Annotated in this window: 18 protein-coding genes and 1 pseudogene; 11 read left to right on the top strand and 8 right to left on the bottom strand. The window is 47.4% G+C overall.

Annotated features, from left to right (window positions below; all coding sequences use genetic code 11):
- Positions 1-139 precede the first annotated feature (139 nt).
- Both arsM and JGK39_RS00805 read right to left on the bottom strand, forming a co-directional pair.
- Positions 140-1,108, bottom strand: a complete 969-nt coding sequence (gene arsM / locus JGK39_RS00810) for an arsenosugar biosynthesis arsenite methyltransferase ArsM (RefSeq protein ID WP_293256646.1) — start codon at positions 1,106-1,108, stop codon at positions 140-142.
- A gap of 79 nt (positions 1,109-1,187) precedes the next feature.
- Positions 1,188-2,822, bottom strand: coding sequence for a hypothetical protein (locus JGK39_RS00805; RefSeq protein ID WP_293256649.1), 1,635 nt, complete (start codon positions 2,820-2,822; stop codon positions 1,188-1,190).
- A gap of 638 nt (positions 2,823-3,460) precedes the next feature.
- Between JGK39_RS00805 and psaA the strand changes: the two genes are divergently transcribed.
- The 5 genes from psaA to JGK39_RS00780 all read left to right on the top strand — a co-directional run bounded on the left by psaA (position 3,461) and on the right by JGK39_RS00780 (position 9,720).
- A complete protein-coding gene (gene psaA / locus JGK39_RS00800) occupies positions 3,461-5,755 on the top strand; it encodes a photosystem I core protein PsaA (protein ID WP_293295453.1) in 2,295 nt (764 codons plus the stop codon).
- A 108-nt stretch (positions 5,756-5,863) separates the two neighbouring features.
- Positions 5,864-8,092, top strand: a complete 2,229-nt coding sequence (gene psaB, locus JGK39_RS00795; protein ID WP_293295455.1) for a photosystem I core protein PsaB — start codon at positions 5,864-5,866, stop codon at positions 8,090-8,092.
- A 102-nt stretch (positions 8,093-8,194) separates the two neighbouring features.
- Entirely contained in the window at positions 8,195-8,536 is a 342-nt protein-coding gene (locus tag JGK39_RS00790) for a hypothetical protein (RefSeq protein ID WP_293295457.1), read from the top strand.
- The gene (locus tag JGK39_RS00785) at positions 8,533-8,739 is read left to right on the top strand and encodes a hypothetical protein (protein WP_293295459.1); all 207 of its coding nucleotides are present in this window, start codon (positions 8,533-8,535) and stop codon (positions 8,737-8,739) included. The genes JGK39_RS00790 and JGK39_RS00785 overlap by 4 nt, the downstream gene beginning before the upstream one ends.
- Positions 8,740-8,796: 57 nt before the next feature.
- A complete protein-coding gene (locus JGK39_RS00780; protein WP_293295461.1) occupies positions 8,797-9,720 on the top strand; it encodes a nuclease A inhibitor family protein in 924 nt (307 codons plus the stop codon).
- A gap of 79 nt (positions 9,721-9,799) precedes the next feature.
- On the opposite strand, the gene JGK39_RS00775 is transcribed toward JGK39_RS00780, so the two are convergent.
- From JGK39_RS00775 to JGK39_RS00760, 4 genes are all read right to left on the bottom strand, one after another.
- Positions 9,800-9,994, bottom strand: a complete 195-nt coding sequence (locus JGK39_RS00775) for a hypothetical protein (protein ID WP_236506337.1) — start codon at positions 9,992-9,994, stop codon at positions 9,800-9,802.
- A gap of 155 nt (positions 9,995-10,149) precedes the next feature.
- Complete coding sequence (locus JGK39_RS00770) at positions 10,150-10,362, bottom strand: helix-turn-helix transcriptional regulator (RefSeq protein ID WP_293261620.1); 213 nt, start codon at positions 10,360-10,362, stop codon at positions 10,150-10,152.
- Positions 10,363-10,447: 85 nt separating this feature from the next.
- On the bottom strand, positions 10,448-10,666 hold the full coding sequence (locus JGK39_RS00765) for a helix-turn-helix transcriptional regulator (RefSeq protein WP_293190082.1): 219 nt from the start codon (positions 10,664-10,666) through the stop codon (positions 10,448-10,450).
- A gap of 91 nt (positions 10,667-10,757) precedes the next feature.
- Entirely contained in the window at positions 10,758-10,970 is a 213-nt protein-coding gene (locus tag JGK39_RS00760) for a helix-turn-helix transcriptional regulator (RefSeq protein WP_106332166.1), read from the bottom strand.
- A gap of 213 nt (positions 10,971-11,183) precedes the next feature.
- On the opposite strand from JGK39_RS00760, the gene JGK39_RS00755 reads away from it, so the two are divergent.
- A complete protein-coding gene (locus JGK39_RS00755; protein WP_293261627.1) occupies positions 11,184-11,654 on the top strand; it encodes a hypothetical protein in 471 nt (156 codons plus the stop codon).
- A gap of 287 nt (positions 11,655-11,941) precedes the next feature.
- Here JGK39_RS00755 and JGK39_RS00750 read toward each other — a convergent pair whose 3' ends face one another.
- Complete coding sequence (locus JGK39_RS00750; RefSeq protein WP_293261630.1) at positions 11,942-13,375, bottom strand: phosphoglucomutase/phosphomannomutase family protein; 1,434 nt, start codon at positions 13,373-13,375, stop codon at positions 11,942-11,944.
- Between the two features lie 64 nt (positions 13,376-13,439).
- Here JGK39_RS00750 and JGK39_RS00745 point away from each other — a divergent pair, with 64 nt between their 5' ends.
- Both JGK39_RS00745 and JGK39_RS00740 read left to right on the top strand, forming a co-directional pair.
- Complete coding sequence (locus JGK39_RS00745; protein ID WP_293261633.1) at positions 13,440-13,712, top strand: hypothetical protein; 273 nt, start codon at positions 13,440-13,442, stop codon at positions 13,710-13,712.
- A gap of 484 nt (positions 13,713-14,196) precedes the next feature.
- Positions 14,197-15,291, top strand: a complete 1,095-nt coding sequence (locus JGK39_RS00740; RefSeq protein ID WP_293261636.1) for a hypothetical protein — start codon at positions 14,197-14,199, stop codon at positions 15,289-15,291.
- Between the two features lie 95 nt (positions 15,292-15,386).
- On the opposite strand, the gene JGK39_RS00735 is transcribed toward JGK39_RS00740, so the two are convergent.
- Entirely contained in the window at positions 15,387-15,779 is a 393-nt protein-coding gene (locus tag JGK39_RS00735) for a DUF423 domain-containing protein (RefSeq protein ID WP_293261639.1), read from the bottom strand.
- A gap of 131 nt (positions 15,780-15,910) precedes the next feature.
- On the opposite strand from JGK39_RS00735, the gene JGK39_RS00730 reads away from it, so the two are divergent.
- The 3 genes and pseudogenes from JGK39_RS00730 to JGK39_RS33510 form a co-directional block, all read left to right on the top strand.
- Positions 15,911-16,117: a hypothetical protein gene (locus JGK39_RS00730; RefSeq protein ID WP_293321939.1), complete on the top strand. Its 207-nt coding sequence runs from the start codon at positions 15,911-15,913 to the stop codon at positions 16,115-16,117.
- A gap of 267 nt (positions 16,118-16,384) precedes the next feature.
- On the top strand, positions 16,385-17,095 hold the full coding sequence (locus JGK39_RS00725) for a transposase (protein ID WP_293262951.1): 711 nt from the start codon (positions 16,385-16,387) through the stop codon (positions 17,093-17,095).
- 31 nt (positions 17,096-17,126) lie between these two features.
- A pseudogene (locus JGK39_RS33510) lies at positions 17,127-17,175 on the top strand (hypothetical protein); the annotation flags it as partial.

The following is a 17,175-nucleotide window of genomic DNA, read 5'->3' as shown; positions in this document are numbered from 1 at the left end:
AACTACAAGACTACGAGTTAGTAGATTATTTTTACTGATTGTACCTAATGTGATTGAAAACTTTTGTATACTAACGATTTGCAAATATTCCGCCCAGATTTGTTTGTGAAAACGGCAGTTTCAACCGCCGTTTTTTCACCTAACAGCAACCGCCGCCGTTATAGTGCCAAGTCGAATCAGTAATCAACACCTTATCCGGCATCAATCCCCCCAACTTCCCAGCCGTTTTATCGCACACCGCCGCCGGAACTCCCCGCTGCAAAACGTGACCCGCCCCGTCATCAAACAGCTCTTCAGACCCGGCATAAATTGCCGTCTTGCCAGTGAAAATGCAAGCGCCATCGCTGGGTATGTCCACTTTAAAAGACACTGTATCGAGGCTTTCTAACAGCAAATCCGCATCCAATTTGTAATTGTGTTTGTCCAGCAGCCGGTAAGGACGGCGCGCCCGGACTTCTACTTGCCCAAAACCCACATCTACAAGGTGTTGAACGTATTCTGCGTAGGTTAGAGCCCCCGACAAACACAAGGCCCGCAAGCGTTCGTCTTCCTTCAAATGTTGGGGAATGGGGCGAGTTGCGATCGGATCGCTCATCAACAACCTGCCCCCTGGCTTCAAAACCCTATAAGTCTCTTTTAATGCCTTAGCTAAATCCGCAGGTTCAAAGATATTAAACAAGCAATTTTGTGCGACAACATCGACAGAAGCATCCGGCACCGGCAACGCAAAAGCATCGCCTTCTATAATTTCCACAAAACTGGCATCAAACCATTCATTTTCGTGGGCTGCAATTTGCAAGTTGCGCGCAGCCGCTTCTCGCATTGCTGGAACCGGATCGACGGCAATAACCGAGCCATTGTGCCTAGAAAAATAAGCAAATTGCAGTGCTTCCAATCCGCCGCCGACGCCGACATAAAGCACGACTGGATTGCCGACAAGTTCGGCGGCGTGAACGGTGGTGCCGCAGCCGTAGTTCATTTCTTGCATTTGTTCGGGAATTTTTAATCCTGGCAGTTGCAAGGGGCTGCTTTGGACGCAGCAAAGTCCGATTTGGGGGGTTTCGGCAACGTCGCTGTAGAATTTGGCTGCTGTTTCGAGATAGGTCATTTTCTATTTTCCTGAGTTTTTTGACCGCAGATGTCGGCGGATTTACGCTGATGTACGCAGATGAATTCAGAAATGTTTTCTAGGTTTCAAATTCGACTTTTTGTTCTGATTTTGGTGGGTTTTCGGGTTCTGAAACTGTTGTTTCGGGAACGGCTAATTCGGCGCTTTTGGGAGCGGCAACTGAGGGCGCGGGTGCTACCAGATTGGGAGATGCTTCTGGTATGGCAGGAGCGACTACTTTTGGTACTGGTGCTTTGTCTGTTATTTCTGGCAGGGTAGGGGGTTCTGAAGGAGTAGCAGGTTCGGGTTCTTGACGCAAAAAGTTGCGGAACCGATTGTAGTATCCTTTATATTCCTGTTTCTGTGTTTGGGGAGATGGTGTTGGTTTCGGTTCTATTATTTTAACTGGTACAACAAGTTTGGGGGTTTCTAACTCTGGAGTTGCTGTCGGTTTTGGTTCTATGACTTGAACTGGTTCCACAACTTTGGGGGTTTCTAATTCTGGAGTTGCTGTCGGTGTCGGTTCTATGACTTTAACTGGTTCTACAAGTTTCGGTGCTTCGAGTTGGGGGGTTGCTGTCGGTGTCGGTTCTATTGTTTGAACGGGAGCAACTTTTGGCTCTAAGCTTGGTTCGGTAGCTGGGGTTTCTGGAGCCGCTGGTGAGGGTTCGGCTACTGGTGTTTTTTCTAATGCGGGTGTAGGTGTCGGTGTCGGTGTCGGTTCGGGTGTTGGGGTTGGGGTTGGGGTTGGTGTTGGTTCGGGCTTGGGTACTTGGTAGGTGCGATCGACTATACCGCGAGTATCTGCTACTGTTAGCTCACCTCGCACTAATTTTGAAAGAGTGTCTTGGGCCTGGGGTTCGTAATCAATCAGTCTAACTGTATTATTAAAGGCGTTTTTGACGGTATTTCCCCCTTCGTCGATTAATTCTAGCTGCACCCAGTTTTTCCCCGGTTTGAATCCTTTAAGATATATAGGTTGCCACTGGTCGATCGCGAAACTTTCCCCGTTGACTGTAGCTCGAATTTTCCAATCGAGTATTTCATCTTGGGAATTTGCTTGAGCCACTTGGTGCAAAGGCGCATTTGTCAAGTAAAAATCGAGCAGGATTGGTTCTGCCCCGTAGCTGCCTTGCGGGCTGTTGTATGTTAGTAGGGGCAATGTGCGATCGGGCTTGTTGTTCTCTGTTTTGGTAAAAACGTGAAAGGTGGTTTGGGCGAAAGCACCTTCGTTTTTAAAGCTTTCTTCCCAAGGACGAGCGGCAAATACACGCAGGGTATGGGTTCCGGGTTCTAAGTCGGAGAGCGTTAAAGTCTGGTTGATGTCGTAAACTGCTGCATAAGGTTGGTTGTCTAATAAAACTTGCAGGTGGGGGCCCAAACCCAAGTTTGCTTCTTTGAAAATGGGGAAGTCCTTGACTTGGAACTTAACGGACACATTTATATCCTGAAGCACTTCGTCAGGTTTTGGATTCAAAATACTTATTTGAGGCTGGTAAATTTCTAGAGCCTGACGCAGTTGTTGAATGGCTTCTGGGGGAGAAACCTCTGAGATTCTGTTTACCTCGGCGGTAGCTGAGCCGCTCTTGTTTCCTGATTTGGGCATGGAGGGATGGCCCGCGCCACAACTTGCTACACCCAAAATCAATACTGCTGCTGCAAACAATGCCAGCAGCCAGCCTGCAACCGTTCTCTGCCAATTGATGCCAATCACGCAACTATACTCCTAGAAGCCTTCTCATAGGGAACTATAGCCCAAAACTGAATTTAGTATTGCCGAATTGCCGATCGGCAATTGGGGGCCCCCTGTGTCGCGGATTCAGGCTGTGCCGGCAACCAATCCGATCCCACTAATAACTGCCCCAGCCATTTTCTTAAACATCTCTCTATAAATGAGTATTCCTCAATTGCTTTATCTTTGAGTTTTGTAAACTTAATGGCAATACCCCTTGACTTTTTTGAGGGGCTGTGGAAATTAAAGGGGGTAATTGCATCAAGAATTGAGGCTTTTTTAAGTATTGTTAACAAGCGATTAATACTTCTCTAGCAGGCTTATAATTCATAAAACTCCCTCAAAAGGAGCAGCCGCATCAAACCTGAATCAAGGAGGCGATCGGCAGCTCTGGCGAGAAGAGTTGGCAGTACCCAGGGACATTGTTAGCGACACTGGGGAACTGGCTTCTTTACAAAGAAGCAAAATGCTTGGGGAGACGATCGACCTGCGTGTAACTCTGGAAAGAGCGAAGTGCAAGCTGTTTCGGGGAACCGAGAATCCCCCGCCTAATTAAGCGTGGGGAGTGTCAGATACAGTATTCAGTTCTCGTTCCTTGTCTTATCGAGAGGAGAGTCTTCATGACCATTAGTCCTCCAGAGCGAGAGGTAAAAGTTAGAGTAGTAGTCGATAAAGATCCGGTTCCAACTTCCTTCGAGAAGTGGTCAAAACCAGGTCATTTCGATCGCACTCTAGCTAAGGGGCCAAAAACCACCACTTGGATTTGGAACCTCCACGCTAACGCTCACGACTTCGACAGTCATACAAGTGATTTAGAAGACGTTTCGCGCAAAATCTTTAGCGCTCACTTCGGCCACTTGGCAGTAATTTTCGTATGGTTGAGCGGCGCATATTTCCACGGCGCTAAATTCTCCAACTACGAAGCTTGGCTGACAGATCCTACAGCCATCAAGCCCAGCGCTCAAGTGGTTTGGCCGATTTTTGGTCAAGAAATTTTAAATGCAGATGTAGGCGGCGGCTTTCACGGGATTCAGATCACCTCTGGTTTGTTCCAACTGTGGCGCGCCAACGGCATCACTAACTCATACCAGCTATATTGCACTGCGATCGGCGCCTTGGTAATGGCAGCCCTGATGCTATTTGCCGGTTGGTTCCACTATCACGTCCGCGCTCCGAAACTGGAATGGTTTCAGAACGTAGAATCGATGATGAACCACCACTTGGCAGGTTTGCTAGGCTGCGGATGCTTGGGCTTTGCAGGACAACAAATTCACGTTGCTCTGCCGATCAACGCTTGCATGGACGCGATCGATGCAGGCTCACCGTTGACAGTAGGTGGCAAACTGATTAAAACAGTTGCCGATATCCCACTGCCACACGAGTGGCTTTTCAACTCAGCCTTGATGGCTGACATCTACCCCAGCTTTGCTCAAGGTTTAACGCCCTTCTTCACCCTCAACTGGGGCGCCTACAGCGACTTCCTGACTTTCAAAGGTGGTCTGAACCCCACCACAGGCGGTTTGTGGCTGAGCGATACAGCACACCATCACTTAGCGTTGGCAGTGTTGTTCATCATCGCCGGACACTTCTACCGTACTAACTGGGGCATTGGCCACAGCTTCAAAGAAGTTTTGGAAGCTCACAAAGGCCCCTTCACTGGCGAAGGCCACAAGGGGATGTACGAAATCTTCACGCAGTCTTGGCACGCCCAACTGTCGTGGAACTTGGCCTGGATGGGCTCTATCAGCATCCTCGTGGCTCACCATATGTACGCGATGCCTCCGTATCCGTACATCGCGACTGACTACCCAACTCAGCTATCCCTGTTCACCCACCACATGTGGATTGGCGGATTCCTGATTGTTGGAGCAGCAGCTCACGCAGCAATTTTCATGGTGCGGGATTACAATCCGGCTCAGCACGTTAATAACTTGCTCGACCGCGTACTCCGCCATAGAGATGCAATCATCTCTCACCTTAACTGGGTTTGCATATTCTTAGGCTTCCACAGCTTCGGTTTGTACGTTCACAACGATACAATGCGAGCTTTCGGTCGTCCTCAAGATTTGTTCTCAGATACCGGGATCCAATTGCGTCCGATATTTGCCCAATGGGTGCAAAACATCCACGCCTTGGCTCCGGGCACAACAGCGCCTAATGCTATGGAAATCGTCAGCCACGCTTTTGGTGGCGGTGCAGTAGCAGTCGGCGGCAAAGTAGCGATGATGCCGATCGAGTTGGGTACGGCGGATTTCATGATCCACCACATCCACGCTTTCACCATTCACGTTACAGTTCTGATTCTTTTGAAAGGCGTGTTGTTCGCACGCAGTTCTCGCTTGGTTCCTGACAAAGGCAGCTTAGGCTTCCGGTTCCCTTGCGACGGCCCAGGCCGTGGCGGTACCTGCCAAGTCTCCGGTTGGGATCACGTGTTCCTCGGCTTGTTCTGGATGTACAACTGCATCTCGATCGTGATTTTCCACTTTAGCTGGAAAATGCAGTCGGACGTGTGGGGAACAGTATCGCCAGACGGCACAATTTCTCACATCACCGGCGGCAACTTCGCACAAAGTGCGATCACGATTAACGGCTGGCTGCGGGACTTCTTGTGGGCGCAAGCTTCTCAAGTAATTCAGTCCTACGGTTCGGCACTGTCGGCCTACGGTCTGATGTTCCTAGCAGGACACTTCGTGTTCGCCTTTAGCTTGATGTTCCTGTTCAGCGGCCGCGGCTACTGGCAAGAACTGATTGAGTCCATTGTTTGGGCTCACAACAAGCTCAAGGTAGCTCCTTCGATTCAGCCTCGCGCTCTGAGCATTACTCAAGGTCGGGCAGTGGGTGTAGCTCACTACCTCCTGGGAGGAATTGTCACTACGTGGGCATTTTTCCTAGCGCGAATCATCTCGGTAGGGTAAACTACCTTTAGGTTTTGGATTCAGGATTTGGGAGCAATCTCAAACCCAGAATCCAAACCTCGGAACCGAACCTCTTCAACGTTCAGGATTCAGGATTAATCAAGGCTTATGGCAACGAAATTTCCAAAATTTAGCCAAGACCTTGCCCAAGACCCGACCACACGGCGGATCTGGTACGGGATTGCCACAGCGCACGACTTTGAAAGCCACGATGGCATGACCGAAGAAAATCTTTACCAAAAGATTTTTGCTTCTCACTTCGGCCACCTAGCAATCATTTTCTTGTGGACTTCGGGCAGCCTGTTCCACGTAGCATGGCAAGGTAACTTTGAACAGTGGATTAAAGACCCTCTAAACGTCCGCCCGATCGCTCACGCGATTTGGGACCCTCAATTCGGTGCTCCAGCAGTAGAAGCTTTCACTCAAGCGGGCGCTTCTAACCCAGTGGACATCTCCTACTCTGGTGTTTACCACTGGTGGTACACCCAAGGGGTTCGGACAAATGGCGACTTGTATCAAGGAGCTATCTTCTTGCTACTGTTGGCTTCTGTCATGCTGTTCGCAGGTTGGTTGCACCTCCAGCCGAAGTACCGCCCGAGCTTGTCTTGGTTCAAGAATGCTGAATCTCGCCTCAACCACCACTTGGCTGGTTTGTTCGGTGTCAGCTCTTTGGCTTGGACTGGTCACATGGTTCACGTTGCTATCCCCGAATCTCGCGGACAGCACGTAGGTTGGGAAAACTTCCTGTCTACCCCTCCTCACCCGGCTGGTTTGGCTCCGTTCTTCACTGGTAACTGGGGCGTATACGCCGAGAACCCAGATGCAGCAAGCCACGTATTCGGTACTGCCGAAGGCGCTGGAACTGCAATTCTGACTTTCTTGGGCGGCTTCCACCCTCAAACAGAATCCCTGTGGCTCACAGACATTGCTCATCACCATTTGGCGATCGCAGTTCTGTTTATCGTTGCCGGTCATATGTACCGGACTAACTTCGGTATCGGTCACAGCATCAAAGAGATGTTGGATTCAAAAGCTGGTTTGGTAGGCGGTAAGAGTGAAGGTCAGTTCAACCTGCCTCACCAAGGCCTTTACGAAACCTACAACAACTCGCTGCACTTCCAACTGGCATTTCACCTCGCTGCTTTAGGTGTAATCACCTCCTTGGTCGCTCAGCATATGTACGCGATGCCTCCTTACGCTTTCATAGCGCAGGATCATACGACAATGGCTGCGTTGTACACGCACCACCAGTACATTGCTGGTTTCATCATGGTCGGTGCTTTCGCCCACGGAGCTATCTTCTTGGTGCGGGACTACGATCCTGAAGCTAATAAAGGCAACGTGCTCGATCGCGTGTTGCAGCACAAAGAAGCGATTATCTCTCACTTGAGCTGGGTGTCGCTGTTCTTGGGCTTCCACACTCTCGGCTTGTATGTTCACAACGACGTTGTAGTCGCTTTCGGAACTCCTGAAAAGCAAATCTTGATTGAACCAGTGTTCGCACAGTTCATCCAAGCTGCTCACGGGAAGGCTCTGTACGGCATGGACGTGTTACTTTCCAACCCTGACAGCATTGCGGCGACTGCTTGGCCAAACTACGGCAACGCATGGCTCCCAGGCTGGTTGGAAGGAATCAACAGTAGTACAAATTCTCTGTTCTTGGCGATCGGACCTGGCGATTTCTTGGTTCACCACGCGATCGCACTCGGCTTGCACACCACCACCTTGATCTTGGTCAAGGGCGCTCTGGATGCACGCGGTTCTAAGCTGATGCCGGACAAAAAAGACTTCGGTTATGCTTTCCCTTGCGACGGCCCCGGCCGCGGCGGTACCTGCGATATCTCTGCTTGGGATGCCATGTACCTGTCTGTTTTCTGGATGTTGAACACCCTAGCTTGGGTAACGTTCTACTGGCACTGGAAGCACCTAGGCATCTGGCAAGGTAACGTGGCTCAGTTCAATGAGTCTTCTACCTACCTGATGGGCTGGTTCCGCGATTACCTCTGGCTGTATTCTTCTCAGTTGATCAACGGTTACAACCCCTACGGTACTAACAACTTGTCAGTCTGGGCCTGGATGTTCTTATTCGGACACCTCGTTTGGGCAACTGGTTTCATGTTCCTGATCTCTTGGAGAGGTTACTGGCAAGAGCTGATCGAGACTTTGGTTTGGGCTCACGAGCGCACTCCTTTGGCTAACTTGGTTCGCTGGAAAGACAAGCCTGTTGCTTTGTCTATCGTCCAAGGTCGTTTGGTTGGCTTAGTTCACTTTACTGTGGGCAACGTCCTCACTTACGCGGCCTTTGTAATTGCCTCGACGGCCGGGAAATTCGGGTAATTCTGAACTCTGGTTTCTAGGTAATTAAATGAAATCCCCTGCCTTCGGGCCGGGGATTTTTTGGTATATGTTGGTTAATGTAAAGGAGAGGAGCAAGTTTGTATGGCTAAGTTGCCAGATAAAACTATCACAAGTGCATTGAATTTACAGCGGAGGCTGTTGGAAGGAATTGATGCAGCCAAAGCAGCAGAATCTGCCATTTTTGAACAATCTGGGGAGACAGATGCAACAGCTACAGTTTTAGACCAACTTCAAAATTCTGCTGAACGGCTAAGAGAGCCTTACTCTCGTCTCTACACATTGTTACTGCGGATTGCTGAGGCTCAGCCCGCCTCCTCTGCTATGCTAGATTTACTATATCGGAGCATTGAGCAAGGACAAGCTGCGCTTGATGCGTCAGCAGCAAGTGTTCAAGAAGCTAAAAGGGATTGGAACATACTATGAACGAGCAAAGACAAATTCCCGATCCAGAGAAAGTTAAGCAAACTGTCGCCATGCTTCGAGACAGCAATCGAATGCTGGAAGCTTGGACTCAAACACTAGATGAACTAATTGCAATGGTAGAAGCTGATATTCGCAATAGTCCGATTAATGTTCATCGGCGGGAGAATGCGAAGCGGTTGGCTGAGTCTGTCAAGCAGGAATAAAAGTGCGATCGCATTCTCTATCTTTAACATGAGGATTTAGGTAGTTCACATAGTCATATGCACCCTGAGACAGAGGAACTAATCAACAAGTTCAAAAACTATGCGAAACGTTTGAACCCATTTTGGTGGGATACAGAGCGTAGAGGAAGCCTGAATGCCTGGAATCTGTTAGTCTCCGAAGGCTTTGTTCAGCTTGCAGATATAGATCGAGCCATTACAGCATGGAAACTCATAGAGCGACGTGGATTGCCCATTGACCCCAAGGAATATCCTGGCTATGAATACGCACCACCTCGACGAAAACGTAAAGATAAATCCTGGAATCCATATTTACAATCACAGCATTTCCAGTATTACAATGCCTTAGCCTACTTCTTAAAAAAGAGTTTGCAGAACCTTAAAGTTTACAGTTTGAGTAGCATTGAACGTAGCCTCAACTATCGTCGGGGGTCGGGCGAATTTAAGATTTATATAATTGTGGGTCAAACTCCAGATTCGGACTGGATTTGTCTTGCTCCTACCGTTCCCGATGCCGTTTGGAATCGATACTCTAATTCGTATCATCCAGCCTTCGCGTCACTAACTTGCTGTGACTCACGAAACTTTGTAACGCGAGATTTACATGATAAAATTCGTAAAATTCTTGCTAAATTTAAACCTATTCAAGTGACTGGTTACTACAACGAATACAGCCACCATCATCAGATTTTTTGCACAGCAGCTTCTGAGGAAGCTACAGCAATTAAAAAAGCTCTGAAGGTGGGAAAGTTTTTGGAGGATGACATTTACTATTTCAATATAAATTATCTTGACTTTTCTGAGGAGGAACCTACTAATCAGTTAGTCCATGAATACCTGCAAGACCAAAAACAATATATGTTTTGCTTCTGGGATGTAGGATGCGGATACAAGTTTGGCTGTACCGCACGCGGTGATTGGATTGGCTTGAAATATTTGAGCTTAATGGACTACAATCCTTGACAGCGACACAACTATTCTGTAGGAGCGGACTGAATCGCATTCCCCTCTTTTCACCAAAAGCCCGATCGCCCTCAACCCCTCAAATCTCCCCATTCACCTGCATCTGATGCACCTTATCCGCCAACTCTTGGCGGCTTTCCTTGTCGAGTGCATCAATTGCCAGCATTCCCAAATACACGACTTCCTTCTGGGTGAGTCTGGTCGCTTGGGCTTGTTTTTGAATGACTTCCTTAATCACGGAACTGACCGCGATCGCCGTATTAGTTTTTGCCACAAAGAATAATCAACTATTAATAACTTTTCTTGATGTTAGCATCCTAATTCAGATTAAGTATGATAATGTTTGACTAATCATAGTTAATCATGCTATAGTGTAAAAAATACAAAAAGGCGATCGCCCCCGGTCTTGACAACTTAGCGGCGATCGACCTATTCCTCAATAATCTCAACCAAATCCTCAATCATCACGTCAAACGCCCGCGCTAACTTGTACAGGGCAGTAAAATCAACCATTGATATCGACGATCGCCGAGCATAAGTTGTGATCGTACTGTAAACCACACCAGAACGCTCTGAGACTTCCTTGAACGTCCAGCCTTTCTCTGCCGCCAGTTCTCTAACTTTGATTCTGACTAAACCCATACTTGACAAATAATGCAACTGCGTTTTATGATTGCATATAACAAGGCGAGCGCTTCTCGGTTTGAATAACTCAAGGTCGATCGCCCTATTCCTCCAAAATCTCTACCAAATCCTCAATCATCACATCAAAAGTCCGAGCCAACCTGTGCAGGTAGGCAAAGTTAACGGTTGTCATGCCTTGACATTGGGCGTAGTTCCTAATGGTACTGTAACCAACGCCCGATCGATCTGAAACTTCCTTAAGTGTCCAGCCATTCTGGTCTGCAAACTCCCGAATCCGCAACCTCACTAAGCCTTTACTCATACTTACTTGACAAATGACAATCTGCTGTCGTTTAATATTAGATATCTGAAAAAGCGATCGCCCCCGTCTAGAAAACTAAAGGTCGATCGCCCTACTCTTCCAAAACCTCAACCAAGTCTTCAATCATCACGTCAAAAGTCCGAGCTAATTTCCGCAACAAAGTAAAGTCCACCGTTGTCAGCCCTGGACAACGAGCATAATGCTTGACAGTGTTGTACACCACGCCAGAACGTTCTGAAACTTCCTTGAATGTCCAACCTTTCTCGGCGGCTAGTTCTCTGACTTTAATTCTAACTAAACCCATGCTTGACAATGGGTGCTGTAACACCTTATAATTATTTTATCTAAAAAGCCGATCGCCCCCCGGCCTCGAAAACTAAAGGGCGATCGTCTGTAAAACGTAATTTAGACAGATTTTTTCTGTCCTACAGACCGACCATCAAGGGATTTACCTAAATCTCAAGAGATTTACTCTCGATCGACAGGTGCATTTACCATATCCAGAGGTCTACCAGCCATGATATCAGAAAATCAGTCAAAATCGCGGACGATCGCAGAATCCAAAATAATTCACAAATCTCCCATCCTGCATCCGCTGGCGCGATTCGTCACTGAAGAAACAGTCGCACTGCTGTTCAATATCTCAGTAGACGAGATTTATCGCATCGAATGCTGTCGCTACATGGTGTATGTGCACGCCAAAGGCATCAGCCGGTTTGTCAGCTACGCCGATTTCCCCCCAATCTTAGAAGTAAATCCGCCTTCCCCTCAAGATTTTGGCAGATGGTACAAACGCTGGAAAGGCAAGCAAGCACCCGGATTTTGGACTAAATTCTACACGCACAAGTTCAAAGAGGCTGTTTCAGTTGACAGTTTGCTGGAGTGGGGAATGTTGGTAGCTAAACTTAAATCGGCAATTTCTGCTTCTGGGCTGCAACAGCTACGGGATGTTTATGCCCAAGAAAAAGATTTGATGGAAAGATTTTAAAGTGCGATCGAATACTGATAATTTTGATTTGTTTGTCAATGGTGGCTGACAAGTATTGATGATTAATAGAGCGATTGCATAAGTCTTTGATTGGTACAAAAACCGCAGATATCAGACTGATAAACACAGATAAACGCAGATAATTTAAGTAATTGAAAACGAATTAATACCAGAGATATAATGTTCAGAAGCTTTGCTAAATTTATCAAAAATACGTAAGGTGCGCACTGCGCACCCTACAATCTCAACGCTTAGGAGAAAAACTCCGCATTACGATAAATTGAAAATTAAGCAGGTTCTAACTTGGCAATTACCTTTTCCATGTACTCGGCAACTTTGGTTTCCTTTTCCACAGAGTTGGTTTCCATGTAAACGCGCATCAAAGGCTCGGTTCCCGAAGGCCGCAGCAATACCCAACCGCCGTCTTCAAGATACAGTTTAATCCCGTCTTTGCGCCCCAATTCCTTAACACCAATACCCGCTATTTCTGTCGGGGGATTCTTGGTGAAAGAGTCCAAAACGGCTGCTTTGTGCGCGTCTTCTAAGTGCAAGTCCAAGCGTTTGTTGTACAGGGGGCCGTCGGCTTCTTTGATGGCTTCTTCTACTAGCTGAGAAAGCGGTTTGCCTTCATAGGCGATCGCCTCAGCAACTAGCATATCAGCCAAAATCCCGTCTTTTTCGGGGATGTGACCCAAAACGCTCAAACCGCCAGACTCTTCTCCACCGATGAGCACGGCTGTTTCCCGCATCTTTTCGCCGATGTATTTAAAGCCGACTGCGGTTTCGTAGATTGTTAAACCGTATTTGGCGGCCATGTTATCTAGCAAGTGGGTAGTTGCGACGGTACGGACGATCGCCCCAGTCAGGCCTTTATTCTTAACCAAGTGACGCGCCAACAGCAACAACACGGTATTCGGAGTCAAGACATTTCCCAACTCATCAACAATACCAAAGCGATCGCTGTCGCCATCCGTAGCCAAACCCAAATCAGCCGCATCCTTTGTAACAGCTTCCACCAACTCGACTAACTGTTCGCCCTTGGGTTCAGGCATTCCGCCCCCAAACAGCACGTCGCGGTAAGTGTGAAAACTTTCCACATCGCAGCCGCAGTGTTCCAAAACGCCGTCGAGATAGCCGCGAGAAGTCGAATAAAGAGCGTCGTACTTCACCTTCAACTTAGCAGAGCGAATCCGCTCCACATCGATCAAAGTATAAAGAAACTTCAGATATTCGGGTTTCGGGTCAAAAGTGGAGATTTTATCGTTGTGGCTGCCTATGGCTGGGGCATCAGAAGCACCAGCAATATTTGCTACAATCGTATCAGTAATTTCCGGGGTAGCCGGGCCCGCGTAGTCGGGGATGTATTTGATGCCGCAATAAGGTGCGGGATTGTGTGAAGCCGTAAACATCAGAGCTCCTGCGGAGTTGAGATGCTTGGCGCTGTAGGCGATGACTGGTGTCGGACAATCTCGATCGACCACCATCACCGTCCATCCCAAATCTGCCAATACTTCCGCCGAGGTGCGGGCGAATTCGTCTGCCAGAAAGCGGGTATCGTAGGATACTAGCACTGGGCGGTCTTTCGTGTAAGCGGTTTCGAGGTAGCTGGCGATCGCCCGGGTGACTTTTCGCACGTTGGCAAAAGTAAAGTCATGGGCAATCAGTCCCCGCCACCCATCGGTTCCGAACTTGATTTCTTCTGTTGAATTGCTGGCGCTCATTTTATCCACTTCCTCTCGTCCTACTAATCCTACCCGAAGCCATATCCTTAAAGACGTACTGGCCGTGCTGTTTTTCAGGATCGATCGCGCGCGCTTGCCCTTAAACCTAATCCTATCGTTGTTGCCACAGGCTATCACCTCCGGCAGAGGACTCGCAGCAGCCAGATTTGGTATCATGCCGGAACGATCGGACGAGTCGATCGAAATTCCGGTTTTGAAGCGCGATCGGGCGATCTGGAATCTAAAAAAACTGAGCGCCAAAAACCGCGCTGACAATGGCATTAACGAAAATCAAATAAATCTGAGTCTCATCTCAAATTTAATTATTTATTTATAAAAGCCGATGGTTGAATGTGTTAAGGTTTCCTAACAACTGCAGGGCTGACAATAAATTTATTGTTTCACCTAGGGAAATAAATTAATCAAAGTCACCGATCGTGATGTAGCCTAGATTCTTTGAGAACGTAGGGCGATCGACACAAACGACAAAAAAAAGATAAAATATCTCAAGGAGCAATTTTTTCAAGGCAGACTAGACTTTAATTCTGAGCTTTTAAGAGAAATTGAATTTATTTTTGCCATCTTTACAGGTAAAGAAAAAAAATCGGTGACTATCACAGGGTGACTGTGATCGAGCGCACAATAAATAGCGTTATTAACGTGCAAGTTATATAAGATTGAGGCAGTGCAGCCAAATGGCTCATAGTTTTAAGCACAATGGCGGATGACTCTCAGGGTATAAATGCAGAAGATTATATTTAATAACTTTAAAAATTAGGGGAATCTATCGGGTACGGCTTTATAAAACAACGAGGTTTCTCATGGCTGGTATTTCACAACTATCTTCAAAGTTTTTATCGATGGCCGACGAACTGCAACAGGGCGACAGTTTTGCGTCACAGGCTATTACTGAATCGGACACTCACAACATCCCAGAGGCTAAAGGAGTTAGCGTTTCTTCCTTAGCAGTTAGCTGGGCAAAAAAATATTACAGTACAGTAGCGGCACGAGAAAACCAAGCGCATCAGCAAATCTCCGAAAGCCCAGAGTCAAGCAATTTTGATGGAAATCGAGCTAAAGTAGTTGACAAATTGACAGATACTCTGAAAGTAGCCAGCGAGATAGCTTGGAGTAAAGTAGAGGCTCTTTTAGGGGAACAAATAGAGCGACACGCGATCGATCCTAGCTTAATTAATCAAGAAGAAATTGCCCGCGACACTTGCACCTTATATCGGAAAGCAATAGACGCTTACGGCGATAGAGAACCTGTTTTCCGCTTGTCAGTGCTGGTGGGAAAAGATATTGTCCAGGTGAGGCGGAAATACTCAGACACAGATCCGTTAGTGCTGGGATTTGTGACGTTGGAGTTTCAATACACTAGCAAAATCTTGTTAGGATGTCTTTCGGAGTCAGAGCGATCGGAATTTGCACCCTACTTAAAAGTTGTAGACGACTACCTGCACATTCCCCACGGAGAAATTAATGAAGCCGCAGCAGATCATGCGCCGAATTCAAAACCTCTGTTAGCTGTTCAGCATTTGTTGCAGCAGACAACTCAGATTGCTAATGCAGTGTACCAACGAGCTAGTTCCCAGCATCAAGGATACCGCAGCAGTAGCGGTTATTTGACAGATCCGCAGGTAAAAATTTCTGGTATTCGGGATGTCGAGATTTTTCAAAGTTATTTGTGCTGGTGCGTTTTGGAACAAAGCATTCGCCCGGTACAGCAAGAATTGTTTCCAATTTGCGTGATGCTGTACCCAAAACTTCATGTAAGTTGGGAGTTAGTGCAGGATATGCTGCTGATTTTGTTTTGGGAAATATCCGATCGCCTGCCGGCGGCCGATGTTATGGTATTTTTACCTTACTTGCGTACCGTGACAGAGATGTTTTCCAGCGATGTGTTTGAAAATTAGGGAATTGGGAATTGGGCATAGGGCATGGGGCATGGGGCATGGGGTAGAAAAGCAGAGCTCTCGCGGAGGGATTTGGCATTGGTAATTGCCAATCTCTATTTAAAACTCCAAGCTGCAACAGCCAAACAGCCCCAACCGACAATAAAAGCAACTCCGCCCAGCGGCGTAATTGCACCCAGCCCTTTGATGTCAGTCAAACTCAGGGCGTACAAACTACCTGAAAAGACGATTGTACCCGCAATAAAAGCCCATCCAGCCACTGCAAAAAAGGTTTGATCCTCTGGGGCGCGGCTTAAGAATAAAGCGACGAGCAATAAAGCCAGAGCGTGGTACATTTGATAGCGGGCGCCGGTCTCAAAAATTGCTAAAGCTCGATCGCTCAATTGATTTTTCAAAGCGTGGGAGGCAAAAGCCCCGCCCGCAACTGACAAACCTCCGAATACGGCTGCGGCTGCTATGAAAATGCGCGTTAGGATGAGGGTTGACATATTTTAATGATAATTTAATTTTATTTAATTTTACGGTTGGGTGAGGAAAGGCGATCGGGGCGATCGGTTGGGCGGGGGCGGGTTGATCGAGATTATCGGTGGGGGACTAAATTCATCTGTGAACCCGCCCCTTGTATCTTAAAAGAGTGAGGACGGTCGATCGCCACATCAATCAGGCGATCGCCACATCAATCAGGCGATCGCCACATCAATCAGTCGATCGTACCGACTTTCAGTCGATCGTACCGACTTTCAGGCGATCGTACCGACTTTCAGGCGATCGTACCGACTTTCAGTCGATCGTACCGACTTTCACGATCGTACAGCTAGCAAAGTGAATCTAAAGAAACAAGGAAAGTTTCGTACATATGGTTCTGTAACAGCCGAAAGTGATCCTTAAGAACATCAGAAATCGGTGAAGTTGGCCCGCCCCTTAGACTTTCGCAAGTCTGTTGTGTAGATAAGCGGACATTACTGATGACAGGCGCACCAAGCTGGACAGTATATACGGCTCTCGGCATTGTCGGGAAAGCCTGCATTCACAAGGTTAGTTAATAATTGCCTGTCACGTTCTTTGATAAATCGAAGTACATCGGGAGCCAAAAATGACATCAACAGTATACGGTATAGACATCAGTAAAAGAGATTTTCATGTCTCCTTACTGAAGGAAAGTCGTGCGACTAAACCCAAAAAGTTTACTAACAATATTCAAGGGTTTGAGAGTTTGCATAACTGGCTCAAACAACAAAGTGTAGTCGAACTCCATGGGAGCACATGGAAGCTACTAGCATTTTGGCGTGAAGCTTTAGCCGAATTTATCTATGGGGCTGGCTTTCAGGTTAGTATCGTCAATCCGGCTCGTATTAAAGGGTTTGCCAAAAGCGAACTCCTACGAACTAAAACTGACTCCGTAGATGCGGCATTGATTGCTCGTTTTTGTGCGGCGATGAAACCGTCTCTGTGGACACCAACCGCGCCCGAAGTCAAAGAATTACAAGCCCTCCTGCGGCGACTCGAATCAGTCACAGAAATGATGACTTGTGAACACAACCGTTTGGAGACAGCTACGCCAACAGTTGCTGCACTTACCCTGGAACACTGGGAGTATCTTCAGCAGCAACAACAACTCATCAAAAAACTGATTAGTGACCATTTTGACCAACACCCACATTTAAAACAACAGCGCGAGCTGTTAACCTCAATTCCTGGCATTGGCGATTTAACAGCTTCTATATTATTAGCTGAAATTGGTGATGTTTCTGATTACGACAATGCTCGTCAATTAGCAGCTTATGCTGGTTTAACACAAGCATGAACGTACTTCTGGGACTTCGGTTAAAGGCAAAACACGCTTATCTTGTACCGGAAACGTCCGACTGCGAAAGGCATTATATA

Origin of the sequence: Microcoleus sp. PH2017_12_PCY_D_A, from assembly GCF_020738565.1 — a bacterium.
Taxonomy (GTDB): Bacteria; Cyanobacteriota; Cyanobacteriia; order Cyanobacteriales; family Microcoleaceae; genus Microcoleus.
Note: the sequence above shows the minus strand (reverse complement) of the source record. Positions and strands in the feature narration are given on the sequence as shown.